This window comes from Enterobacter sp. PL_is511 (assembly GCF_055816065.1).
This window is the reverse complement of sequence record NZ_JBVPGP010000023.1, coordinates 593,830-614,089: the sequence shown is the minus strand read 5'-3', so window position 1 is coordinate 614,089 and position 20,260 is coordinate 593,830. Positions and strand designations below refer to the sequence as shown.

Annotated in this window: 10 protein-coding genes; 5 read left to right on the top strand and 5 right to left on the bottom strand. The window is 60.6% G+C overall.

Going from position 1 to position 20,260, the window contains the following annotated elements; all coding sequences use genetic code 11:
- Window positions 1-5 precede the first annotated feature (5 nt).
- Window positions 6-533: a tetratricopeptide repeat protein gene (locus tag AC0TN7_RS15200; protein WP_024908319.1), complete on the bottom strand. Its 528-nt coding sequence runs from the start codon at window positions 531-533 to the stop codon at window positions 6-8.
- A gap of 756 nt (window positions 534-1,289) precedes the next feature.
- Between AC0TN7_RS15200 and AC0TN7_RS15195 the strand changes: the two genes are divergently transcribed.
- From AC0TN7_RS15195 to AC0TN7_RS15180, 4 genes are all read left to right on the top strand, one after another.
- Window positions 1,290-11,390: a BapA/Bap/LapF family large adhesin gene (locus tag AC0TN7_RS15195; protein ID WP_473702247.1), complete on the top strand. Its 10,101-nt coding sequence runs from the start codon at window positions 1,290-1,292 to the stop codon at window positions 11,388-11,390.
- An 80-nt stretch (window positions 11,391-11,470) separates the two neighbouring features.
- Window positions 11,471-12,874 carry a TolC family outer membrane protein gene (locus tag AC0TN7_RS15190; protein WP_024908317.1) on the top strand — a complete coding sequence of 468 codons (1,404 nt, stop codon included), beginning with the start codon at window positions 11,471-11,473 and terminating at the stop codon, window positions 12,872-12,874.
- Window positions 12,871-15,066, top strand: coding sequence for a type I secretion system permease/ATPase (locus tag AC0TN7_RS15185; RefSeq protein ID WP_024908316.1), 2,196 nt, complete (start codon window positions 12,871-12,873; stop codon window positions 15,064-15,066). Before AC0TN7_RS15190 ends, AC0TN7_RS15185 begins: the two co-directional genes overlap by 4 nt.
- A 10-nt stretch (window positions 15,067-15,076) precedes the next feature.
- On the top strand, window positions 15,077-16,246 hold the full coding sequence (locus AC0TN7_RS15180) for a beta-barrel domain-containing protein (protein WP_152540067.1): 1,170 nt from the start codon (window positions 15,077-15,079) through the stop codon (window positions 16,244-16,246).
- A 48-nt stretch (window positions 16,247-16,294) separates the two neighbouring features.
- Here the strand turns inward: AC0TN7_RS15180 and AC0TN7_RS15175 are convergent, their stop codons facing one another.
- Complete coding sequence (locus AC0TN7_RS15175) at window positions 16,295-17,032, bottom strand: AraC family transcriptional regulator (RefSeq protein WP_048992712.1); 738 nt, start codon at window positions 17,030-17,032, stop codon at window positions 16,295-16,297.
- A 97-nt stretch (window positions 17,033-17,129) separates the two neighbouring features.
- Here AC0TN7_RS15175 and AC0TN7_RS15170 point away from each other — a divergent pair, with 97 nt between their 5' ends.
- On the top strand, window positions 17,130-17,549 hold the full coding sequence (locus AC0TN7_RS15170) for a nuclear transport factor 2 family protein (RefSeq protein WP_048992714.1): 420 nt from the start codon (window positions 17,130-17,132) through the stop codon (window positions 17,547-17,549).
- A 2-nt stretch (window positions 17,550-17,551) separates the two neighbouring features.
- On the opposite strand, the gene AC0TN7_RS15165 is transcribed toward AC0TN7_RS15170, so the two are convergent.
- The 3 genes from AC0TN7_RS15165 to AC0TN7_RS15155 form a co-directional block, all read right to left on the bottom strand.
- The gene (locus AC0TN7_RS15165) at window positions 17,552-18,070 is read right to left on the bottom strand and encodes a DUF6622 family protein (protein WP_048992716.1); all 519 of its coding nucleotides are present in this window, start codon (window positions 18,068-18,070) and stop codon (window positions 17,552-17,554) included.
- An 85-nt stretch (window positions 18,071-18,155) separates the two neighbouring features.
- Window positions 18,156-19,337 (bottom strand): aminotransferase-like domain-containing protein, encoded by a 1,182-nt coding sequence (locus tag AC0TN7_RS15160; protein ID WP_208763203.1) that lies wholly within the window; start codon window positions 19,335-19,337, stop codon window positions 18,156-18,158.
- A gap of 20 nt (window positions 19,338-19,357) precedes the next feature.
- Window positions 19,358-20,245, bottom strand: a complete 888-nt coding sequence (locus AC0TN7_RS15155) for a LysR substrate-binding domain-containing protein (RefSeq protein WP_473702246.1) — start codon at window positions 20,243-20,245, stop codon at window positions 19,358-19,360.
- Window positions 20,246-20,260 lie beyond the last annotated feature (15 nt).

The following is a 20,260-nucleotide window of genomic DNA, read 5'->3' as shown; positions in this document are numbered from 1 at the left end:
GAAAATCAGGATTCCGGATGTCCGTTAATGGCGGCCTGCAGGTCACGGTACTCCTCACAGGACTGGCCACAAATACCGGCAATGACCTTCAGCTGTTCTTTCGCGAGGTCAGGACGTCCTTTTACCATCCACGCTTCACCGAGATATTCCCGGGCTTTGGCATAATCCGGGGCGATAGCCAGCGCACGCTGATAGTAACCAATGCCTTCGTCCGTACGGCCAAGTTTGCGCGTGGCGAACCCGCGATAGTTCCACGCTTCAGCCGTATTGCCATTTTTCAGCGAATCAAGCAGATTCAGCGCCGCCTGGTACTCTCCTTTCTTCGCGAGATGGTACGCATAGTTGGTTTTGTCCTGGTCGCTGAGGCTGCTGCTCTTGTCCGGCACGCATTTCTGAGTAGCGCTGTCATACACCTGTCCGGCAGGACAGTCGGGCGTTTTGCTCTCGGTACTATTATTGCCCATCGCCAGCGCCAGTGGGGACAGCAGGGAAAAAATCAGCACCGGGATCAAACGAAACGAGGTCGTGTTCATATAAAGCTCCAGGGTGAGTGGGGAGTGACGTCAGTAAACGTCCGACTGATGAGTTTTATTCATTCTCCCCGTAAATTTTTTGCTGTCGCAAAATCATGCTGACGTTGTAGCCCAATGAAAATAAATCAGGTTATCTCATCCTCTCCTTAACGTTATTATTTCGCGTAATAGCAGAGTTTTAACCTCGCATAAGAATATATTTTATAGTGCAAGTGACATAATATATTTTATATCAAAAACATTACCCTAACTTAAATGAACATTAAGCAAACCTAAACAATATAGTTTTACATTATATTCAAAACATTCCCTACCAATTATCGCAGTGCGTAAACCACGCTAAGAAAAAACATTACACACTAAAATTAAAGCCATATAAAACAAAGGATTGCACCAACCTAATTATTGACAACATCAATATACCAATGCCTTCCACCTTGTTTTCGCACTTATTTGCGAAAGCTTAATTTGCACAACCCATGTTTTCTGTCTATATCAATTTTATATCCTCAAAATAATTCCTCTATTAATTACAGGGTTTTGCAAAACATAAAACACGAATAAAACGGTTCTCTTGCATAAAAAATTAGATTCGCTCTGATGTTGCCACTCTGAATCCTGGCGGGCATCGTGCGCGCTAAAAAAACGGTCAGTGCTGCGTTATAACAGCGACTGCGCCGGGGGCGCCCTTTACCTTCTGCAGAGATGGCTCGTCTTGCTCGCCGTTCATGACACATCTGCTGGAGTAATAACTAAATGAGCCAAATCTCTGTTATCTCGAAACTTACTGGCGTAGAAACGAAAATGGAAGGCACACAGGTCACGCTGAGCCATTCCTCCATCGTTGAGCTTCATGTCGAGCGAGCGAGTGTCTCCCACTTCGCGCGAAGTGGTAACGATCTGCTGGTTACGCTGCACTCCGGCGAAGTGATCACTGTAAAAAATTTCTACGTCACGGACGCGCAGGGCGTGAGCCAGCTGGTACTGCAGGACAGCAACGGCGCGTTATGGTGGATTGAAGATCCAGCCGGGGCCGCCACGTACGAATCTATCGCGTCTACGAACGTACTGCTTGCGGCGTCAGGAAGTGATGCCGGTGGTGCCGCCTTCTGGCCATGGGCCCTCGGCGGCATTGTCGCTGCAGGCGGTATCGCGGCTGCGGCAAGTACCGGCGGCGGTGGCGGAGATGGCGGTAATAACAATAGTACCAACCCCCCCGTCGATCCTGCCGATCCGGACACAACGCCGCCGAATGCACCTTCCGGTATTAAGTTCTCTTCAGATGGCAAGACCGTTACCGGTACCGCCGAACCGGGCAGCACTATCACGCTGAAAGACGCGAACGGCAATGTCGTTGGCACCGGAAAAACGGGCAGCGACGGCAATTTTACCGTCTCCCTCGGAACACCGCTGACCAACGGCGAGCAGGTGACTGCCACCGCGACGGATAACGCCGGGAATACCAGCCCGGGCACAACGCTCAACGCGCCGGACATAACCGCGCCCGATGCGCCAACGATTGGCAGTGTAATCGACGATATTGCCCCGCAGACGGGGACGGTGTCCAACGGCGGCAGCACCAACGATCAGCGCCCACAGCTTACCGGCACCGGCGAGGCGGGCTCGACCGTGACGATTTATGACGGCGGAGTCGCTATTGGTACGGCAATCGTCGCCAGCAACGGCACCTGGACCTTTACCCCGTCAGTTGACCTGAGTGAAAGCACTCACCAGATTACCGTGAAGGCAACCGACGCCGCCGGCAACACCGGGCCAGCCTCACCGGTGTTTACTCTTACGGTGGATCTTACTCCGCCGGACGCCCCGACCGCGATTGTGCTGACCGACGATACAGGTCTTATCAGGGGGACCATTACGTCGGGCGCGCCTACGGATGCTTCACTGCCGCTCCTGGCGGGAACGGGCGAGCCAGGTGGAACCATCACCATTTATGATAACGGCGTGGCGATTGGCACAACGACGGTGCAGCCCAACGGTACCTGGAGCGTTACGCCAAACGCTCCGCTGCCGGACGGGACACACTCCATAACCGTCACTGAAACCGATGCGGCCGGAAACCAGAGTACGGCATCAGCACCTGTCACCTTTACTGTGGATACTACCCCGCCGTCAGCCCCTGGAAACCTCGTGGTTTCGAATGATGGCGGCACCATCAGCGGCATTGCAGAGCCGGGCAGCACCGTGACTATCCGTGAAGGCGGCGCACTCGTTGGCAATCCAGTTGTTGCCGATAGCCAGGGTAACTTCAGCCTGACGCTGACCCCGCCGAAGCTCAACGGCGAAATCCTGACCGCTGACGCCACCGACACGGCAGGCAACACCAGTCCAACCACCTCCGCGGCGGCACCGGATATTACCCCGCCGCAGACACCGATTATCATATCTGTGATTGATGACGTGCAGGCCACCACAGGCCCCGTGGGCCCTAACGGGCTTACAAACGACCGGGCGCCAACCGTTAACGGAACGGGTGAAGCTGGCTCGACCATCACGATCTCCAACGGTAGCGATGTCCTCGGTACGGTGGTTGTTCCCTCCTCTGGCCAGTGGAGCTTTACGCCGCCCACACCGCTGACCGATGGCACGTACGTGCTGACGGCAACGGCGACGGATGCCGCCGGTAACCAGAGCGGAATATCAACCGCATGGACAATTAACGTCGACGGGACGGCACCTGACGCCCCGGTGATTTCACAAGTCGTGGACGATGTGCCCGGTGGAATTGTTGGCTTACTCGGCCCAAATGCCACGACCAACGACTCCACCCCGACGCTCAGCGGTACCGCCGAAGCAAACGCGACGATCAGCCTGCGCGTGGACGGTGTTGAAATTGGCACAACCGTTGCCGATGGTCTCGGCGCATGGACCTTTACGCCGTCCTCGCCAATCGGTGAGGGTCCGCACGCCCTGACCGCCGTCTCGACCGACGCGGCAGGTAACACCAGCGGCGTCTCCAACACCTGGACGCTGACAATTGACAGCGTCGCGCCTGCTGCCCCGGTCATTACCCAGGTGCTGGATGATGTGCCGGAGCGCCTCGGCGCGCTCAACCCCAACGACAGCACCAACGACACCACGCCGACGCTCAACGGCACGGCTGAACCAGGCTCGACGGTCACCATCCGCCTGGATGGTACCGTTCTTGGCACAGCCCCGGTCGACAACAACGGCGTGTGGACCTATACCCCCACCGTGCCGCTTGGGGAGGGGCCTCATACCTTTACCGTTGTCGCCACCGATGCGGCGGGCAACACCAGCCAGCCGTCAAGCGGCTTCACCCTGACCGTCGATACCACACCGCCAACGGCTGCCACCATTGCCACCGTGACCGATGACGTCGGCGGCGTTCAGGGCCCGCTCACCAGCGGCGATACCACCGACGACACCCAGCCGCTGCTGCAGGGCTCCGCTCCGGCGGATGCGGTGATCACCGTCTATGACGGCACAACCCTGCTCGGCACCGCTTCCCTCGACGGCAGCGGCGGCTGGAGCTTTACGCCGGTCACCCCGCTCACCGACGGCCCGCATTCCCTGACGGTTCACGCCACGGATGCCGCCGGCAATACCACTATCTCCAGCCCGTTTGTATTAACGGTGGATACCGTCGCACCTGCCACGCCGGATATCCCGGCAATTACCGTCAATCCTGACGGCGGCACAACGCAAACGCCGCTGAACCCGGGAGAAATCACCCGCGACACCACGCCGACCCTGAGCGGTACCGGCACGGCGGGCGATACCGTGACGATCTACGGCAACGGTGTCAAAATCGGTGACGCTGTCGTGGACAATACCGGCAACTGGTCCTGGACGCCGCCATCCCCGCTGCCCGGCGGCACCTATGACATCACCCTGACCGTCACCAACGTGGACGGCACGGGCAACGAAAGCGCCCCGTCGCAGCCGGTCACCATCACCATTGACACCGACCCGCCGGCTACGCCTGCAGCACCGGTCATTACTGACAGCGTCACCCAGATCACCGGTCCCGTTCCCGATGGCGGCACCACCAACGATCCGCGCCCGGTCCTGAGCGGCACCGGTACGCCGAACGACGTTATCAACATCACTGACACGGTCAACGGCGGCACGCCAACTATCGTTGGTACCGTCACGGTAGACAGCAACGGCAACTGGAGCTGGCGCCCTGACAGTAATATTGCGGAGGGCAGCCACGTCTATACCGCCACCGCCACCGATGAGGCGGGCAACGTCTCTGACCCGTCGGCAGCCATTACGATCACCGTGGATACCGTGGCGCCGGATACGCCAGTGATTGGCGCCGTGGGCGGCGAGCCGAACGGGGGCTACATCACGGATACCACGCCGACAGTGGGCGGAACCGGCGTTAACGGTGAGACAGTGATCGTCTACAATAACGGCGTCGAACTGGGCCGTGTCGTGGTCGCTAACGGAGAATGGAGCCTGACGCTTCCAGTGCAAACGGACGGCCCGCTGAACATTACCGTTGCGGGCGTGGATGCGGCGGGCAACATCAGCGCGCCGAGTGCGGTCTTTACCGTCACGCTCGATACCGCTGCGCCTGAGATTCCGCAAATTAATGCCGTTTCAGACAGCCAGCTCACCAACAACGTGCTCTACACCCGCGACGGCACGCCGACCCTCACCGGGACCAGCGAACCCGGCACCACCGTTATCGTCTCCATCGACGGTACCCCGTCGGGCGTGCCGGTCACGATACAGCCGGACGGCAGCTGGAGCTGGACGGCAGGCACAACGCTGTCGGATGGCCCGCACACCTTCACCGTCTCTGCTACCGACCCTGCGGGTAACGCCTCCGGAAACTCGACGCCGCTGAGCGTGACGGTGGACACCGCCGCACCTGCCGACCCGACCAACATGTCCCTGGCACAGGAGGGGACCCCGTTGACCGGTAATGCCGAAGCGGGAACCACCGTTACCGTGAAAGACAGCGGTGGGACCGTCATTGGTACCGGCGTTGTCGCAAGCGACGGCAGCTTCTCCATTGCGCTGAGCCCGGCGCAGCTGGATCCGACCACGCTGACCGTAAGCGCTACCGATGCCGCAGGAAATGCCAGCCCTGGCGCGTCCTTTATCGTTACCGATTCACCGCTCGACCTGCCGCAGGTGCCCGTCATCACGGCGATCAACGATGACGTCGCCCCAATCACGGGCGATGTGAAAGACAAAACCACCAACGACACCACCCCGACCCTCACCGGTACGGCTCAGGCGGGGAGCCAGATCGCTATCTACCTGGACGGTAGCGCGACGCCATTGACGACAGTCACTGCCGACGGCAGCGGCAACTGGAGCTATACGCCAGCCGCGCTTGGCGAGGGGCTACACACCTTTGAGGTGACCGCGACCCTCAATAACCTGACCAGCGGCCGCTCTCCGGCGGCTAGCGTTACCATTGACCTCACCGCACCGGGCACGCCGACCATCGGCGCCGTAATTGACGACGTCGGCCCAGGCACCGGTCCGCTGACCAGCGGGCAGACCACCAACGACAACCAGCCGACCCTCACCGGCACCGGCGCAGCAGGCGATACCATCTCCATCTACAACAACGGCGTGCTGCTGGACAGCGTGGTGATCGGCAATACCGGCACCTGGAGCTACACCACGCCGCCTCTGGCAGAGGGGAATAACGTCCTGACCATCCGCGAGACAGACCCGGCGGGGAATCAGAGCGGTCCTTCTGCGGGCTTCACCGTCGTGGTGGACTCCGTTTCCGCCACGCCGGTCATCACCAACGTTACGGACAATGTCGGTAACGCTGCCACCACGGTGGTCAGCGGCAGCGAAACGAATGACGCCACGCCAACCCTTACAGGGACAGCGGACGCAAACAGCGTGGTGACTATTTTCGATGGCGGCACGCAGATCGCCGTGGTGACGGCTGATAGCAACGGCGCATGGACGTTTACCCCTGACACCGCGCTCGGTGAAGGCTCGCACAGCTTCACCGTTCGGGCGACCGATCCGCAGGGCAACGTCAGCGCGGCCTCCGCCCCCTGGAGCGTGGTGGTTGACCTGACGGCACCGACGGTTCCGACGCTGGATACGGTAAACGACAACGTCCCTGGCGGCGTCACGGGCAACCTCACCAGCGGCCAGGTGACCAACGACAGCACCCCAACCATCAGCGGTACCGGGCAGGCGGGCAGCACTATTCACATCATGAATAACGGCACGCAGATTGGTACTGCAACCGTTGACGGAGGCGGGAACTGGTCCTTTACGCCGACCACGCCGCTGGGCGACGGCAGCTACGCCCTTCGCGTCTATGCAACGGATGCGGCAGGCAACGCCTCGGCGAACTCATCGGTCTTTGCCTTTACCGTTGATACCGCAGCCCCTGGCGTACCGGTGGTGACCAGCGTAATTGACGATGTCGCGCCCGTCACCGGGACGCTCACGTCGGGCAACACGACCAACGACGCGCGTCCGACCTTCAACGGCACGGGCGACGTGGGTGCCACAGTGCACGTGATCGTTGATGGCAGCGAAATTGGCACGGCGGTGGTGAATGCCCAGGGCAACTGGACCTTCACCCCGGGCACCGATCTGGGCGACGGGCCGCACGCAATCACCTTCAACGCCACCGACGTGGCAGGCAATACCGGCAGCACGACGACGCCGTTTAACCTGACGGTGGATACGGGCGTACCGTCGGCGCCGGTCATTTCGACCGCGGGTGACAACGCGGGCAGCATTCAAACCCCGCTCTTTTCCGGGCAGAGCACCGACGATACCACGCCGACGCTGAACGGCACCGCGACCGCCAACGCCACGGTCACCGTTTATGAAAACGGGCAGCCGGTCGGCACCGTTCAGGCGGACGGTACCGGGGCATGGAGCTTTACGCCGTCAGCGCCGCTGGCCAGCGGCAGCCATACCTGGACCGCCACGGTCACCGATGCAGCGGGCAACGTCAGCCCGACCTCGCCGGACTTTACCCTGATTATTGATACCGCGGCACCGAACGCGCCGGTTATCAGCCAGGCGATAGACGACGTGGGCAGCCTCACCGGCCCGCTCACGTCCGGGCAGACAACCGACGACACCGTACCGCGCCTTGTCGGGACCAGTGAACCGTTTGCCACCGTGAAGATCTATGAGGGAACCACGCTTGTCGGAACGGGCACCGCGGATAGCGGCGGGAACTGGAGTATCTTGCTCACCACCACGCTGGCGAGTGGTCCGCACAGCTTTACCGCGCAGGCCACGGATGCGGCAGGCAACACCAGCGTGTCCTCCAGCAGCTTCAGCCTCACTGTCGACACCACGCCGCCTGCGCTGCCGGTGCTGACCAGTATCGTGGATGACGTGGGCAATGCGGCGACGCCGATTGCCAACGGCGGGATCACCAACGACGCGCAGCCAACGCTCAGCGGCACGGCAGAAGCGGGTTCCACGGTGAAAATCTTTGATAATGGCGTGCAAATCGGCAGCGTGACGGCGACCGGTGGGGCGTGGAGCTTTACGCCATCTCCGGCGCTGAGCAACGGCGCGCACAATTTAACCTTTACCGCTACCGATGCGGTAGGCAACGCCAGCGCGCCCACCGCCGGGTATGTGATTAACGTCGATACCCTCCCGCCAGCCGCGCCGGTCATCAGTTCGGTCATTGATGATGTCGGCAGCGTCACCGGGCCGGTGACCGGTACGAATCCGACCAACGACACGCGCCCAACGCTGAGCGGGACAGCCGAAGCGAATGCCACGGTGCGGATCTACGATGGCATCACGCTGGTGGGTACGGTGACCGCCGATGGCAGCGGCAACTGGACCCTGGCGCAAACTACCACCGCGCTGGCGGAAGGCACGCATAACCTCACCGCCACGGCCACCGATGCGGCGGGCAACACCAGCGTGGCGTCCGCCGTGACGACGATTATCGTCGATACGATCGCGCCAACGGCACCGACCGGGACCTTTAACGCTGACGGTAGCGTCCTGACCGGGACTGCGGAAGCAGGCAGCACCGTCGCTATCCGCCTTGCGGACGGCTCGACGGTGACCGCCACTGCGGGCAGCAACGGCACCTACAGCTACACCTTCATTAACAAACAGACCGAAGGCCAGACGCTGCAGATCACCGCCACCGACGTCGCAGGCAACACCTCGCTGCCGGGCTCTGCCCTTGCGCCGGTGGTGCCGCTCTCCGCCAGCAATAACGTCGAAGAGCTGAACCTCAGCACCACGGCGACCGTGACCAACAGCCAGTACAGCGATTACGGCTTCCTGCTGGTCGGCGCCGTCGGCAACGTCCTGACGCTGCTGGGCAACGATACCGCCCAGGTGAACTTCACGGTGGGCAGCGGCGGCAGCGCGGATATCGTGGTGAACGCCAACGCCACGGGGGCGGTGCTCTCTCTGCTCAATACCCTGGAGCTGGTGGTTCAGCATTACGTCAACGGCGCCTGGACCACCGTGGTGGATACCGGCCAGCCGCAGTTTGCCGATCTGCTGACCCTCGGCGCAACCGGCGTCTCACTGAACCTGACCGGGCTGGCTGACGGCAACTATCGCGTGCTCAGCTACAACACCAACCTGCTGGCGACCGGCTCCTACACCAGCCTCGACGTGGCGGTGAAAGAGACCGGTCCGGGTACGGTCACCGGTGAAACCAGCCTCAACGGCAACGTGATCCTCGATACGGATCCAACCGCCGGCAGCGACAACGCGCCGGCAGGGACCACTATCTCCGCGGTCACTAACGCCCAGGGCGCCACCACCAGCGTGAACGCCGACGGCACGGTGATTCAGGGCCAGTACGGTACGCTGACCATTAACCGCGACGGCAGCTACACCTACAGCCTGACCGACACCAGCGCCGCGGTCATTGGCCGCACGGAGAGCTTCACCTACACCATTACCCATAACGGCGTCAGCGCGTCGGCACAGCTGGTGCTGTCCCTGGGTGCCGGTACGGTAGTCAACGGTATTGTCGCCGTTGACGACACCAACGCCCTGACCTTCGACACCAGCGTGCACGAAATTAATAACGGCGCCTCGTCTCAGAACGGTTTTACCCTGGTGGGCATTAATCTCGGCAACACGCTGGGGCTTAACCTGCTGGACGACATGACTAACCCGATTATCTACAACGTGGAGGAAGGCACGACCCGCACCATGACCATCCAGGCCTCGGTGGGCGGCGTGGCGCTGGCGTCGGTGTTCGATCTGTACGTCTATAAGTTCAACAACGCGACCCAGACCTTCGAGCAGGTTCGCGTCGAATCGGGCTGGCTGCGCGCCCCGCTGCTGGGGGGAACGTCACCGCAGCTGACGCTGAACCTGCCTGCCGGGGAGTATCTGTTCCTGCTGAATACCGCGTCCGGGATCGCTGTACTGACGGGTTACACCCTGAGCGTCCTGCAGGATCATGTCTACAGCGTGGCGAGTATCAGCGAAACCACCACGGGCGACGTGCTGGCGAATGACCCGGTGCCAGCGGGCACGCTGGTTACCGAAGTGAACGGCGTGGCGGTCAACAGCAGCGGCACCACCACCATTCAGGGGGAATACGGCACGCTGACCATCAATTCGTCCGGTCAGTACACCTATACCCTGAGAAGCGGCGTGGGGGCGGACCATATCAGCACGCCGGATACCTTCGTTTACACCGTTACCGCGCCTGACGGCTCGAAGGATACGGCGTCGCTCAACATCACCCCAACCGCGCAGGCGATGAATGCGGTGAACGATGTCAGCGCCACGATGGACCTCACCTCGGTGCATCACACGTCGGTCTACTCGGATACCACCGTGGGCGTCGCCAGCTGGACGACGGCCCTGTTCTCATCAACCCAGGGCAGCGGAAGCGGAACCTTCGTGGTCGACCCAAACACCGCGCTGCACAACGCGTCGCTGCACTTTAACGTGGCATCGCTGCTGGCGCTGGGCGGACTGACGGTGAACTGGTCCATCAGCGACGGCTCGGGCGTCATCCGCAGCGGCTCCTTCAGCGGCGGCTCGCTGCTGGGCGGCAGTATCGACGTTCCGTTGACCGGGCTGGATCTCAACGCCGGGACCTATACGCTGAACTTTACCGGCAGCGTCCCGGGGCTCAGCGTGGGGACCATCACCATCACGCCAAGCGTGAACGGCACCACCTACTCGCTGAGTGATTTTGACGTCACAGGCAGCCACACCGTCAACGGCAACATCTTTGACGGTACCGACTCTGGCGGCGTGCTGGATCAGCTCCACTCGGTGGATACCCGTCTGAGCGTGACCGGTTACAACGGCGTGACCACCACGCTGGATCCGTATACCGGCAGCGCAACGGTGAACATCACCGGCCATTACGGCATCCTGGCGATCGGCGCTGACGGTCATTACACCTATACCCTCAACAGCGGGGTATCGCTCTCAACCATGACCTCGAAGGAGACCTTCAACTACACCCTGACCGATGCCAACGGCAACACGGACAGCGCCACGCTAACCATCAATATGGCGCCGCAGTTCATCAGCTCGGAGCATAACGACGCCATCACCGGTACGGCCTACGGCGATACGCTGATTTACCAGGTGCTGAACAGTACGGTGGGGAATGCCACGGCGGGTAACGTCAGCAGCGCCGGAGGCGATCACTGGACCGGGTTCTCGCTGGCGCAGGGAGACAAGATCGACATTGGCGATCTGCTGGTGGGCTGGGACGGTAATACCGCCTCGTTGGGGAATTATATCCATGTCACACAAAGCGGTAGCAACACTGTGATCTCCATCGACCGTGATGGTGCGGGGTCCACCTACACTAATACCACGCTCGTTACGCTTGATAACGTTCAGACCACCTACGACGAGCTTGTTAACCAGCAACACATCATTACCTGATAGCACCTGCAAGAGATGACCCGGGCGCACAGCGCCCGGGCATAACAATAAAGCTTTACTTATTTTATTAGGGACATGACATGGGAATGAAGATGCCTTACTGGTGGCTCTCGTGCTGCCTGATATCTGTGCCCGCTTTCTGCGCAAATCCGGCGGCAACCATCAATACCGGACAGCTTCGCGAAACGCAGGAACTCCCCTCACTCAACGGGCGCGTGGCCCCGGTAGCAGGCAACGCCGCTCCAGGTTCATTGCAGCTTGGCGAGGCCGTCAACCGCGCCGTTACCTGGCACCCGGCCATCAGCGAAGCCGTGGGCAAACTCTACCAGCAGAGCGAAGAGGTGGACGTCGCGAAATCAAAATACTATCCGCAGATAAATGCCGGCGTGGACAACGGTTATTCCCACGATGGCGATCAGAACGGCTTTACGCCGTCGCTGGTGCTTTCTCTCTCACAAATGCTCTACGACTTTGGCAAAGTAGCCAGCCAGGTGCGCGCCGAAAGCGCTGGCGTTGCCCAGCAGCAGGCCAACGTGCTGGTGAGTATCGACACCATCGCCCACGATACCGCCGTCGCCATGGTACAGGTGCAAACCTGGCAGCAGATGGTCGACACTGCCAAAGAGCAGCTTGAAGCCCTCTCTTCCATCGGCACGCTGACCCGCCAGCGTAACGACGAGGGCGCCACGTCGCTCTCTGACGTGGTGCAGACCGATGCGCGTATCGAAGGCGCGCGCGCCCAGCTGATGCAGTACCAGGCCAGCCTCGACAGCGCCCGCGCCACGCTGATGAGCTTTCTCGGCTGGAACAGCCTGAACGCGATCAGCAACGACTTTCCGCAAAAGCTGGGCCGGAGCTGCGATATCGCCGAGCCGGACGACCGTCTGGTTCCCGCCGTTCTCGCCGCCTGGGCGCAGGCTAACGTCGCCCAGGCTAACCTCGACTACGCCGACGCGCAGATGACGCCAACCGTCTCACTGGAACCGGAGGTGCGTCACTACATGAACGACCGCTATGCGGGCAGCGAAACGCGGGATCGCACCCAGTATTCCGCCTGGGTGAAAGTGCAGATGCCGCTCTATCAGGGCGGCGGCCTCACCGCCCGGCGTAACGCTGCCGGACACGCGGTGGAGGCGGCGCAGTCCACCATTCAGCGCACGCGCCTGGATGTCCGCCAGAAACTGCTGGAAGCCCGTAGCCAGGTGATGAGCCTGCAAAGCACGCTGCAAATCCAGGGCCGCCAGGAAGCCCTCAGCGCCCGCACCCGTGAGCTGTACCAGCAGCAATATCTTGACCTCGGCTCGCGCCCGCTGCTCGACGTGCTCAACGCCGAACAGGAGGTCTATCAGGCGCGCTTCACCCAGCAGCAGACCCTCGGTCAGCTGCACCAGCTGCAGCTCAACTGCCTGTATAACACCGGGCAGCTGCGTCATGCGTTCGATCTTGATAACCGCACCATCCAGACCGTGGAGATCCAGCCATGAAGCAGCGTGATATCCCGCAAGGTGAAAACATGACGGATGAGGCGCTGGCGCAGTGGGCGCAGGCCTTTGGCTTTATCGCCACGCGCTACCGCGTCGCCTGCTCGCCCGGCGCGCTGATCGCAGGCGCACCGTGGCTGAAAGGCAAACCGATGGTACCCGCCCTCACCCAGCTGGCGCGTGAGGCGGGGTTGTCGTTTCAACTGCTCACCGCTGACCAGCAGTCGATCAACAGCTGGCGTCTGCCGGTGGTGGTGGCGCTGAATGACGGCCGGGTCGGTGCGATCGAGCACTTCGACGGCGATGACACGCTGGAAGTCAGTTTTTTCGGCGATGAGACCTACACCAACCGGCTGTCGATGACGGCGATGCTGCCCGCTATCCGCCACGTTATTGCCCTGCGTCCGCTCGCCGCGCTGAAGGACAGCCGCGTGGACGCCTATATTTCAAAATACCGGCCGGACTGGCTCTACCGGCTGGTGATGCGCGATCTCCGCCCCTACAGCTGGGTAATGCTGGCCGCGCTGTTTATCAACGTGCTGTCGCTTTCCGGGATCGTCTTTTCCATGCAGGTCTATGACCGGGTGATCCCCGCCCAGTCCTACCCGACGCTGTACGTCCTGACCATCGGGGTGCTGATTGCCACCCTGTTTGGCTTTGTGCTGCGCGTGGCGCGCGGGCACATTATGGATCTACTGGGCAAGCGCTCGGATATGCGCGTCTCGGATCGCGTATTCGGCCACGCGCTGCGGCTGCGCAACAGCGCGATCCCCCGATCCACCGGGAGCTTTATCTCACAGCTGCGCGAGCTGGAGCAGATCCGTGAGATGGTCACCTCGTCCACCATCTCGACGATTGTCGACCTGCCCTTCTTTTTACTGTTCGTGGTGGTGCTGGCGATCATCGCCCCGCAGCTGGCGTGGATCGCCCCGGTCGCGGCGGTGATCATGGTCCTGCCCGGCCTGCTGCTGCAGAAGAAGCTGGCGGAGCTGGCGAAACAGTCAGCTCATGAATCGACCCTGCGCAACGCGGTGCTGGTGGAGAGCGTGCAGGGGCTGGAGGACATCAAGCTGATGCAGGCGGAAAACCGCTTTTTGCAGCAGTGGAACAGCTATATCCAGATCACCGCCGAATCCGGCCTGCGCACCCGCGAGCTGACGCAGAACCTGATCAGCTGGGGCATGACCATCCAGAGCCTGGTTTACGCCGGAGTGATTGTGGTCGGCGCGCCGATGGTGATCGACGGCACCCTGACCACCGGCTCGGTGGTCGCCGCGTCGATGCTGGCCTCCCGCATGATCGCCCCGATGGCGACGCTGTGCGGCGTGCTGGCGCGCTGGCAGCAGGTCAAAGCGGCAAAAGAGGGGCTGGACAGCATCATGCAGCTTCCCACCGAAAACCAGCGCGAGGAGACACCGATCCGCCAGGACGTGCTGCGCGGTCACTACCTCTTCGAGCAGGCGCAGTTCCGCTATCAGCCGGACGATCCGCGCATGGCGCTGCGCATTAACCGCCTGGAGATCCGGCCGGGTGAGAAAGTGGCGATCCTCGGTCGCAACGGCGCGGGCAAATCGACCCTGCTGCAGGCCATGGCGGGCGGGATGGATCTGGCAGCCGGCGAGCTGCGGCTTGATAACTTCAGCCTGCCGCATCTCGACGTCGCCGACGTCCGGCGCAACGTCGGCTTTATGACCCAGAACGCCCGGCTGTTTTACGGCACCCTGCGCGAAAACATTACCCTCGGCATGCCGCGCGCCACCGACGAAGAGATTTTCGAGGCGCTGGAGCTGACCGGTGCGGCGGGCTTCGTGCAGAAGCTGCCCAAAGGGCTGGACTACCCGATCATGGAAAACGGCGTGGGGTTATCCGGCGGGCAGCGCCAGTCGATTCTGCTGGCGCGAATGCTCCTGCGCGATCCGAATATCGTGCTGATGGATGAACCCACCGCGTCGCTCGACGAGCACACCGAGCGGGAATTTATCCAGCGGCTGGGCGACTGGCTCGGGCACCGCACCCTGATTGTCGCTACGCATCGCGTACCGGTTCTGGAGCTGGTGGAGCGCGTCGTGGTGTTGAAAGAGGGGATGCTGGTGATGGACGCGCCAAAAGCCCAGGCGCTGAACAACAGCCGTATGCAGCAACAGCAGCAGGCAGCAACCGGACGGGAGTGGAAAAATGAAAATCAGTCAGCGTGACGTGGCGGCAATGGACGATCTGGATAATGCCCTCGACTCCGAAAGCGGCTACACCGGCGCGCGTCGGATCGTGATCTTCTCGCTGCTGATGTTTGTGGTGCTGGGCGTCTGGGCGTGGTTTGGCATGCTGGATGAGGTATCAACCGGCTCGGGTAAAGTGATCCCCAGCTCGCGCGAGCAGGTTTTACAGTCGCTGGACGGGGGGATCCTCACCGAGCTGAACGTCCACGAGGGGGATCAGGTGCAGGCCGGGCAGGTGCTGGCGCGGCTTGATCCTACCCGTTCAGAGTCGAACGTCGGCGAAAGCGCGGCGCGCTACCGGGCTTCACTGGCCTCCAGCGCCCGCCTGTACGCCGAGGTGAACGATCTCCCGCTGAAGTTCCCCCCTTCGCTGGCAAAATGGCCGGATCTGATTGCCGACGAAACGCGGCTGTACAACTCCCGCCGCGCGCAGCTGGAGGATACCCAGCGGGAGCTTCGCGCCGCGTTAGATCTGGCGAATAAAGAGCTGGCTATTACCCAGCGGCTGGTCAAAACCGGCGCCGCCAGCCACGTGGAGGTGCTGCGCCTGCAGCGGCAGAAAAGCGATCTGGAGCTGAAGCTCACCGACGTGCGTTCGCAGTATTACGTCCAGGCGCGCGAGGCGCTCTCCAAGGCCAACGCGGAGGTGGATATGGTCTCGGCGATCCTGAAAGGCCGTCAGGATTCCGTCACCCGTCTGACGGTGAAATCGCCGGTGCGCGGGATCGTCAAAAACATCAAGGTCACCACCATCGGCGGGGTGATCCCGCCCAACGGCGAGCTGATGGAGATAGTGCCGGTGGACGATCACCTGCTGATCGAAACCCGCCTCTCGCCGCGTGATATCGCTTTTATCCACCCGAACCAGGAAGCGCTGGTCAAAATCACCGCCTACGACTACGCCATTTACGGCGGGCTGCACGGCGTGGTCGAGACCATTTCCCCGGACACCATTCAGGACGAGGCCAAGCCGGAGGTGTTTTACTACCGTGTGTTTATCCGCACCAGCCAGGATTACCTGGTCAATAAGGCGGGCAGGCATTTCTCGATTGTGCCGGGGATGATTGCCACGGTAGACATTAAGACCGGCGAGAAAACGGTGCTGGATTATCTGATTAAGCCGTTCAACCGGGCGAAAGAGGCGCTGAGGGAGCGGTAGTCAATCGCCGGGTGGCGGCTTCGCCTTACCCGGCCTACATTGTAAAGCTCAGCGGGACGTGGGGAGGGCATCAGACCGCAACATCGCCCACTGCCCCGGTGTTTTACCGGTCCATGCTCTGAAAACCTCAATAAATGCGCTGACGCTGCTGTAGCCGCAGGACAGCGCAATCCACCCTACCGGCTTCCCTGCCGCCAGCCACTCCATTGCCCGCATGACGCGTGCCAGCTGCCGCCAGTTAACAAAGTTCATTCCGGTCTGGGCACTAAACCGACGATTGAACGTACGTACGCTCATCCCCGCACGGCGGGCATGACTCTCTACCGTCTGGTTATCATCGACAAACTGCAGCAAATGGCTGACCACGTTCTTCAGACGCGGATCCGTCGGCACGGGCAGAGAAAAGTGAATCTGGGGCGTCAGGGCAAGCTCATCCAGCAGCAAAGTCAGCTTTCGCGGATCGTACTCGTTCTCTGCACCACATAAACGGGAAAACAGTGCATGAGTGAGATCGTCGGGCTCGAACAGCGCGGGCGCATCGGGAAGCCCTGCACAGCTGGCGGGTTCAAGATAGATAGCGCAGCCTTCTATCTCACTTTCAGAAAAAGCGGCGTGCTGCTGACCTGGCGGGATCCAGCCGATGTGTTTTGCCGGTACGACCGAGCGCGCCTGCTGCGTCTCAATGACCAATAGACCCGTTGCAATGCGCCACAGCTGGCCGGTGCGATGACTGTGCCATGGCGTTCGGTACCCGCCGGGATGACGGAGCGTTTCAAAACTGACCATCTCATTTTGACCGAAAATCGTTATTCATCGACCTATTACAGAAACCACGTCTTCGGCTGTCAAGGATAATGGGGAATCAACCACATAAGGAGCCCGTATGAGCATTATCACGTCCCTGGTAGCCCAGCCTGACAACGCCGCGCAGCGCGAAAAAATGGCGTGCCTGTTAACCCGCTTGTTCAACGGCGATATCGGTCCTGAAGAGGTATTTACGCCCGATTACCAGCAGTTTACGGACGGTCACGCCCTTGACTACCGGGGTTTTATTCAGCACCTGAACCACGTCCGCTCGCAGATCCGCGCGATCGCCTTTAGCGTGGCGGAGATAGCCTGTCATGACGAACTTCTGGCTGACCGGCATATCGTGACGGTCACATATCCTGATGGTCGTCAGGCAGAGATCGAGGTTTACCTGTTTGCCGCGCTGCGTGAAGGGAAAATCTGGCGGATCCATGAAGTCACGCGAGCACTCAGCGGCGATGCTGCAGACCGCACGCTGGCACACGCGACAGAATAACGTCACTCCGCCGGGCGCGGTGCGGCACTGTTATACACTCCAATATAGCGCGCAAATTTCCCGATAAACACGCCGGCAAACACGCCGCCGGAGACGATCGCCAGCGCGCTCATGGCGGGCTGCTGCATCGTCTGGGGAGAGACCGCGCTCATCACGCCCAGCACATACTTTACCCCGAACGCCAGCATCATAAACGGCAGCGCGGTGTAGTCTGCCTGGCGGAAAAGGGTGCGCGGCGCCTCTGCGCGGGTGATAACCGCCTGCTTAATCAGGAAATACCCCAGCGCGGCCCCGGCGAGGATCCCCGCCGTCCACAATGCGACAGTCCCGGGGGTTAACGTGCGGTAGACCACCAGATCGTAGATATCCCAGAGAAGAAAGATAGCGGGAATGATGGCAAGCCTCTCCAGCGTAACGGTAGCGGGCCTGCGGGCTTTAATGCCGCGAGAGATGAGGAAGATAAACAGCACCCACACCCAGACGGGCGTGTGGGTAACGACACCGATCAGAAATTCAAACATGGAACTCACCATGAACGATAGCGGCCCGTGCCGCCCTGAACGCGTATTGCGCATAACGGCAGGAAAGCCATTATGCGCAGCTCTTTTAGAGCGATTTTTTCAGGCGTTGAACCGCCTCTTTCAGATCTTCATCCGTTGGCGTCACAAATGACATGCGCAGCGTCGTTGGGTCTGGCTCATTGCAGTAGAAAAACTCGCCAGGCACAAATACTACGCCGTTGCTTAACGTTTTTTCAAGCCAGCGGGTGGTGTTACTACCATTATTCATCTTCGCCCACAGGAACATACCGCCCTTCGGCTTGTGGAACGACATCACGTCGCCCAGCTCGGCTTCCAGCTCGGTTGCGAACGTCTGGTATTTCTGGCGATAGGCTTCGCGGATCATTTTAATCTGATCGGCCAGACGACCGGTTTTCAGATATTCATACGTCATCAGCTGCGACAGCGTGCTGGTGTGCAGATCGGTGGTTTGCTTAAGGTTCACTACCGCGCGCTTCAGCCATTCCGGCACCAGCACCCAGCCTACGCGAGTGCCCGGCGCGAGGATTTTAGAGAAGGTCGAGGTATACACCACGTTCTCTTCATTGCCGATATCTTTGGCATGGGCGATTAACGGGCGAAAGACTTCATCGGTATAATTAATTTCGCTGTAAGGATCGTCTTCAATAATCACGAAGTCATAGCGCTTCGATAATTCCACCAGCTGCTTACGGCGCGCTTCAGAAAGGGTTACCCCGCCAGGGTTGCCAAACGTCGGAACAATATAGACCGCTTTGATGGCTTTCTTTGCCACCAGGGCCTCAAGTTCGTCCACCTTCATACCGTCGCCGTCGGTGCCAACGGATTCAAAGTTGGCCTGCGCCAGGCCGAAGACCTGCAGCGCGGCAAGATAGGTTGGACGCTCAACCACAACGGTGTCACCCGGGTTGATTAACGCACGCGCCAGCACGTCAAGAGATTGCTGCGAGCCGGAAGTAATAACGACATCATCGGCCTTACAGGCGATACCGCGCCCCTCGCAGATGCGTTTAATTTCCTCGCGCAGCCCCGGGACGCCTTCCGTCAGGCCGTACTGGAACGCCTCGCCAAAATGCTGAGATAAGACGGCATCGGCAGCAATTTTAAGCCCTTCGTGATCGAACAGATCGGGATTAGGAATCCCCCCGCCCAGCGAAATCACCCCTGCCATTTTGCTATGTTTTAATAATTCACGGATGGCAGATGATTGCAGGCCCTGCGCGCTGCTGGCGAGTTTGTTTGCAGACATTCTTTGATTACCTTCTTTTTTTATATTGTGCCCAATCTTAGCAGAATATGGGCGATAAATTCCGTAAGCTTAGGCAGTTGACGTAAATCCTGACGCCACAATAAATGCACCGGCCTCGGCGCGGGCGTGAACGGCTCCAGCACGCGTACCAGCCTGCCGCTTGCCAGCTCTTCCGCCACCAGCACTTCCGGTTGCAGCAACAGCCCCGCCCCGGCCCGCGCCGCCATGCGTAAGCCGTAGCCGTCGTTACATCTTAAGATCGCATCCCGCTTCCAGCGCACCTCCCCTTCCACGCCCGGCAGCCGCCACTCGTTACGTGCGGTCCACACCGTGTGCGAAAGACAGAGATGATCCACCAGATCGTCTGGCGTTTGCGGCGTGCCGTGTCGCGCTAAATAGTCCGGTGCGGCGCAGATCACCATGTTGTAGGGGCACAGATATTTCGCCACCAGATCGTCATTACGAACGTCACCAATGCGAATGGCCAGATCGACGCCCTCCTCCACCAGATCGACCATCCGATTGGTGAGATCCAGCTCGATGCGTACCTCCGGGTAGCGCTGCAAAAAGGTGGCCGTCAGCGGGGCAATCACGCAGCCGCCAAACGACGTGGGTGCCGTGACGCGCAACGTTCCGGCAGGTGCAGCACGGAGCCGCTCGACTGCATTCTCAGCAATGGAGACCTGCTCCAGCACCCGCTTCGCCTCGTCGAAATAGACGCGTCCGGCATCCGTCAGGCTCTGACGGCGCGTGTTACGCTCCAGCAGGCGGGTACCAAGCTGTGATTCCAGCAGCGCAACGTACTTGCCCACCATCACCGCCGACATCTCCAGCCGTGCCGCCGCACCGGTAAAACTGCCGCTTTCCACTACTGCAATAAAGATTTCCATGCTGCGAAGCTTATCCATATTCCAAACTCCTGG

Coding starts and splice junctions, on each gene's coding strand:
- AC0TN7_RS15200 (WP_024908319.1), bottom strand. CDS start 533: ATGAACACGACCTCGTTTCGTTTGATCCCGGTGCTGATTTTTTCCCTG.
- AC0TN7_RS15195 (WP_473702247.1), top strand. CDS start 1,290: ATGAGCCAAATCTCTGTTATCTCGAAACTTACTGGCGTAGAAACGAAA.
- AC0TN7_RS15190 (WP_024908317.1), top strand. CDS start 11,471: ATGGGAATGAAGATGCCTTACTGGTGGCTCTCGTGCTGCCTGATATCT.
- AC0TN7_RS15185 (WP_024908316.1), top strand. CDS start 12,871: ATGAAGCAGCGTGATATCCCGCAAGGTGAAAACATGACGGATGAGGCG.
- AC0TN7_RS15180 (WP_152540067.1), top strand. CDS start 15,077: ATGGACGATCTGGATAATGCCCTCGACTCCGAAAGCGGCTACACCGGC.
- AC0TN7_RS15175 (WP_048992712.1), bottom strand. CDS start 17,032: ATGGTCAGTTTTGAAACGCTCCGTCATCCCGGCGGGTACCGAACGCCA.
- AC0TN7_RS15170 (WP_048992714.1), top strand. CDS start 17,130: ATGAGCATTATCACGTCCCTGGTAGCCCAGCCTGACAACGCCGCGCAG.
- AC0TN7_RS15165 (WP_048992716.1), bottom strand. CDS start 18,070: ATGTTTGAATTTCTGATCGGTGTCGTTACCCACACGCCCGTCTGGGTG.
- AC0TN7_RS15160 (WP_208763203.1), bottom strand. CDS start 19,337: ATGTCTGCAAACAAACTCGCCAGCAGCGCGCAGGGCCTGCAATCATCT.
- AC0TN7_RS15155 (WP_473702246.1), bottom strand. CDS start 20,245: ATGGATAAGCTTCGCAGCATGGAAATCTTTATTGCAGTAGTGGAAAGC.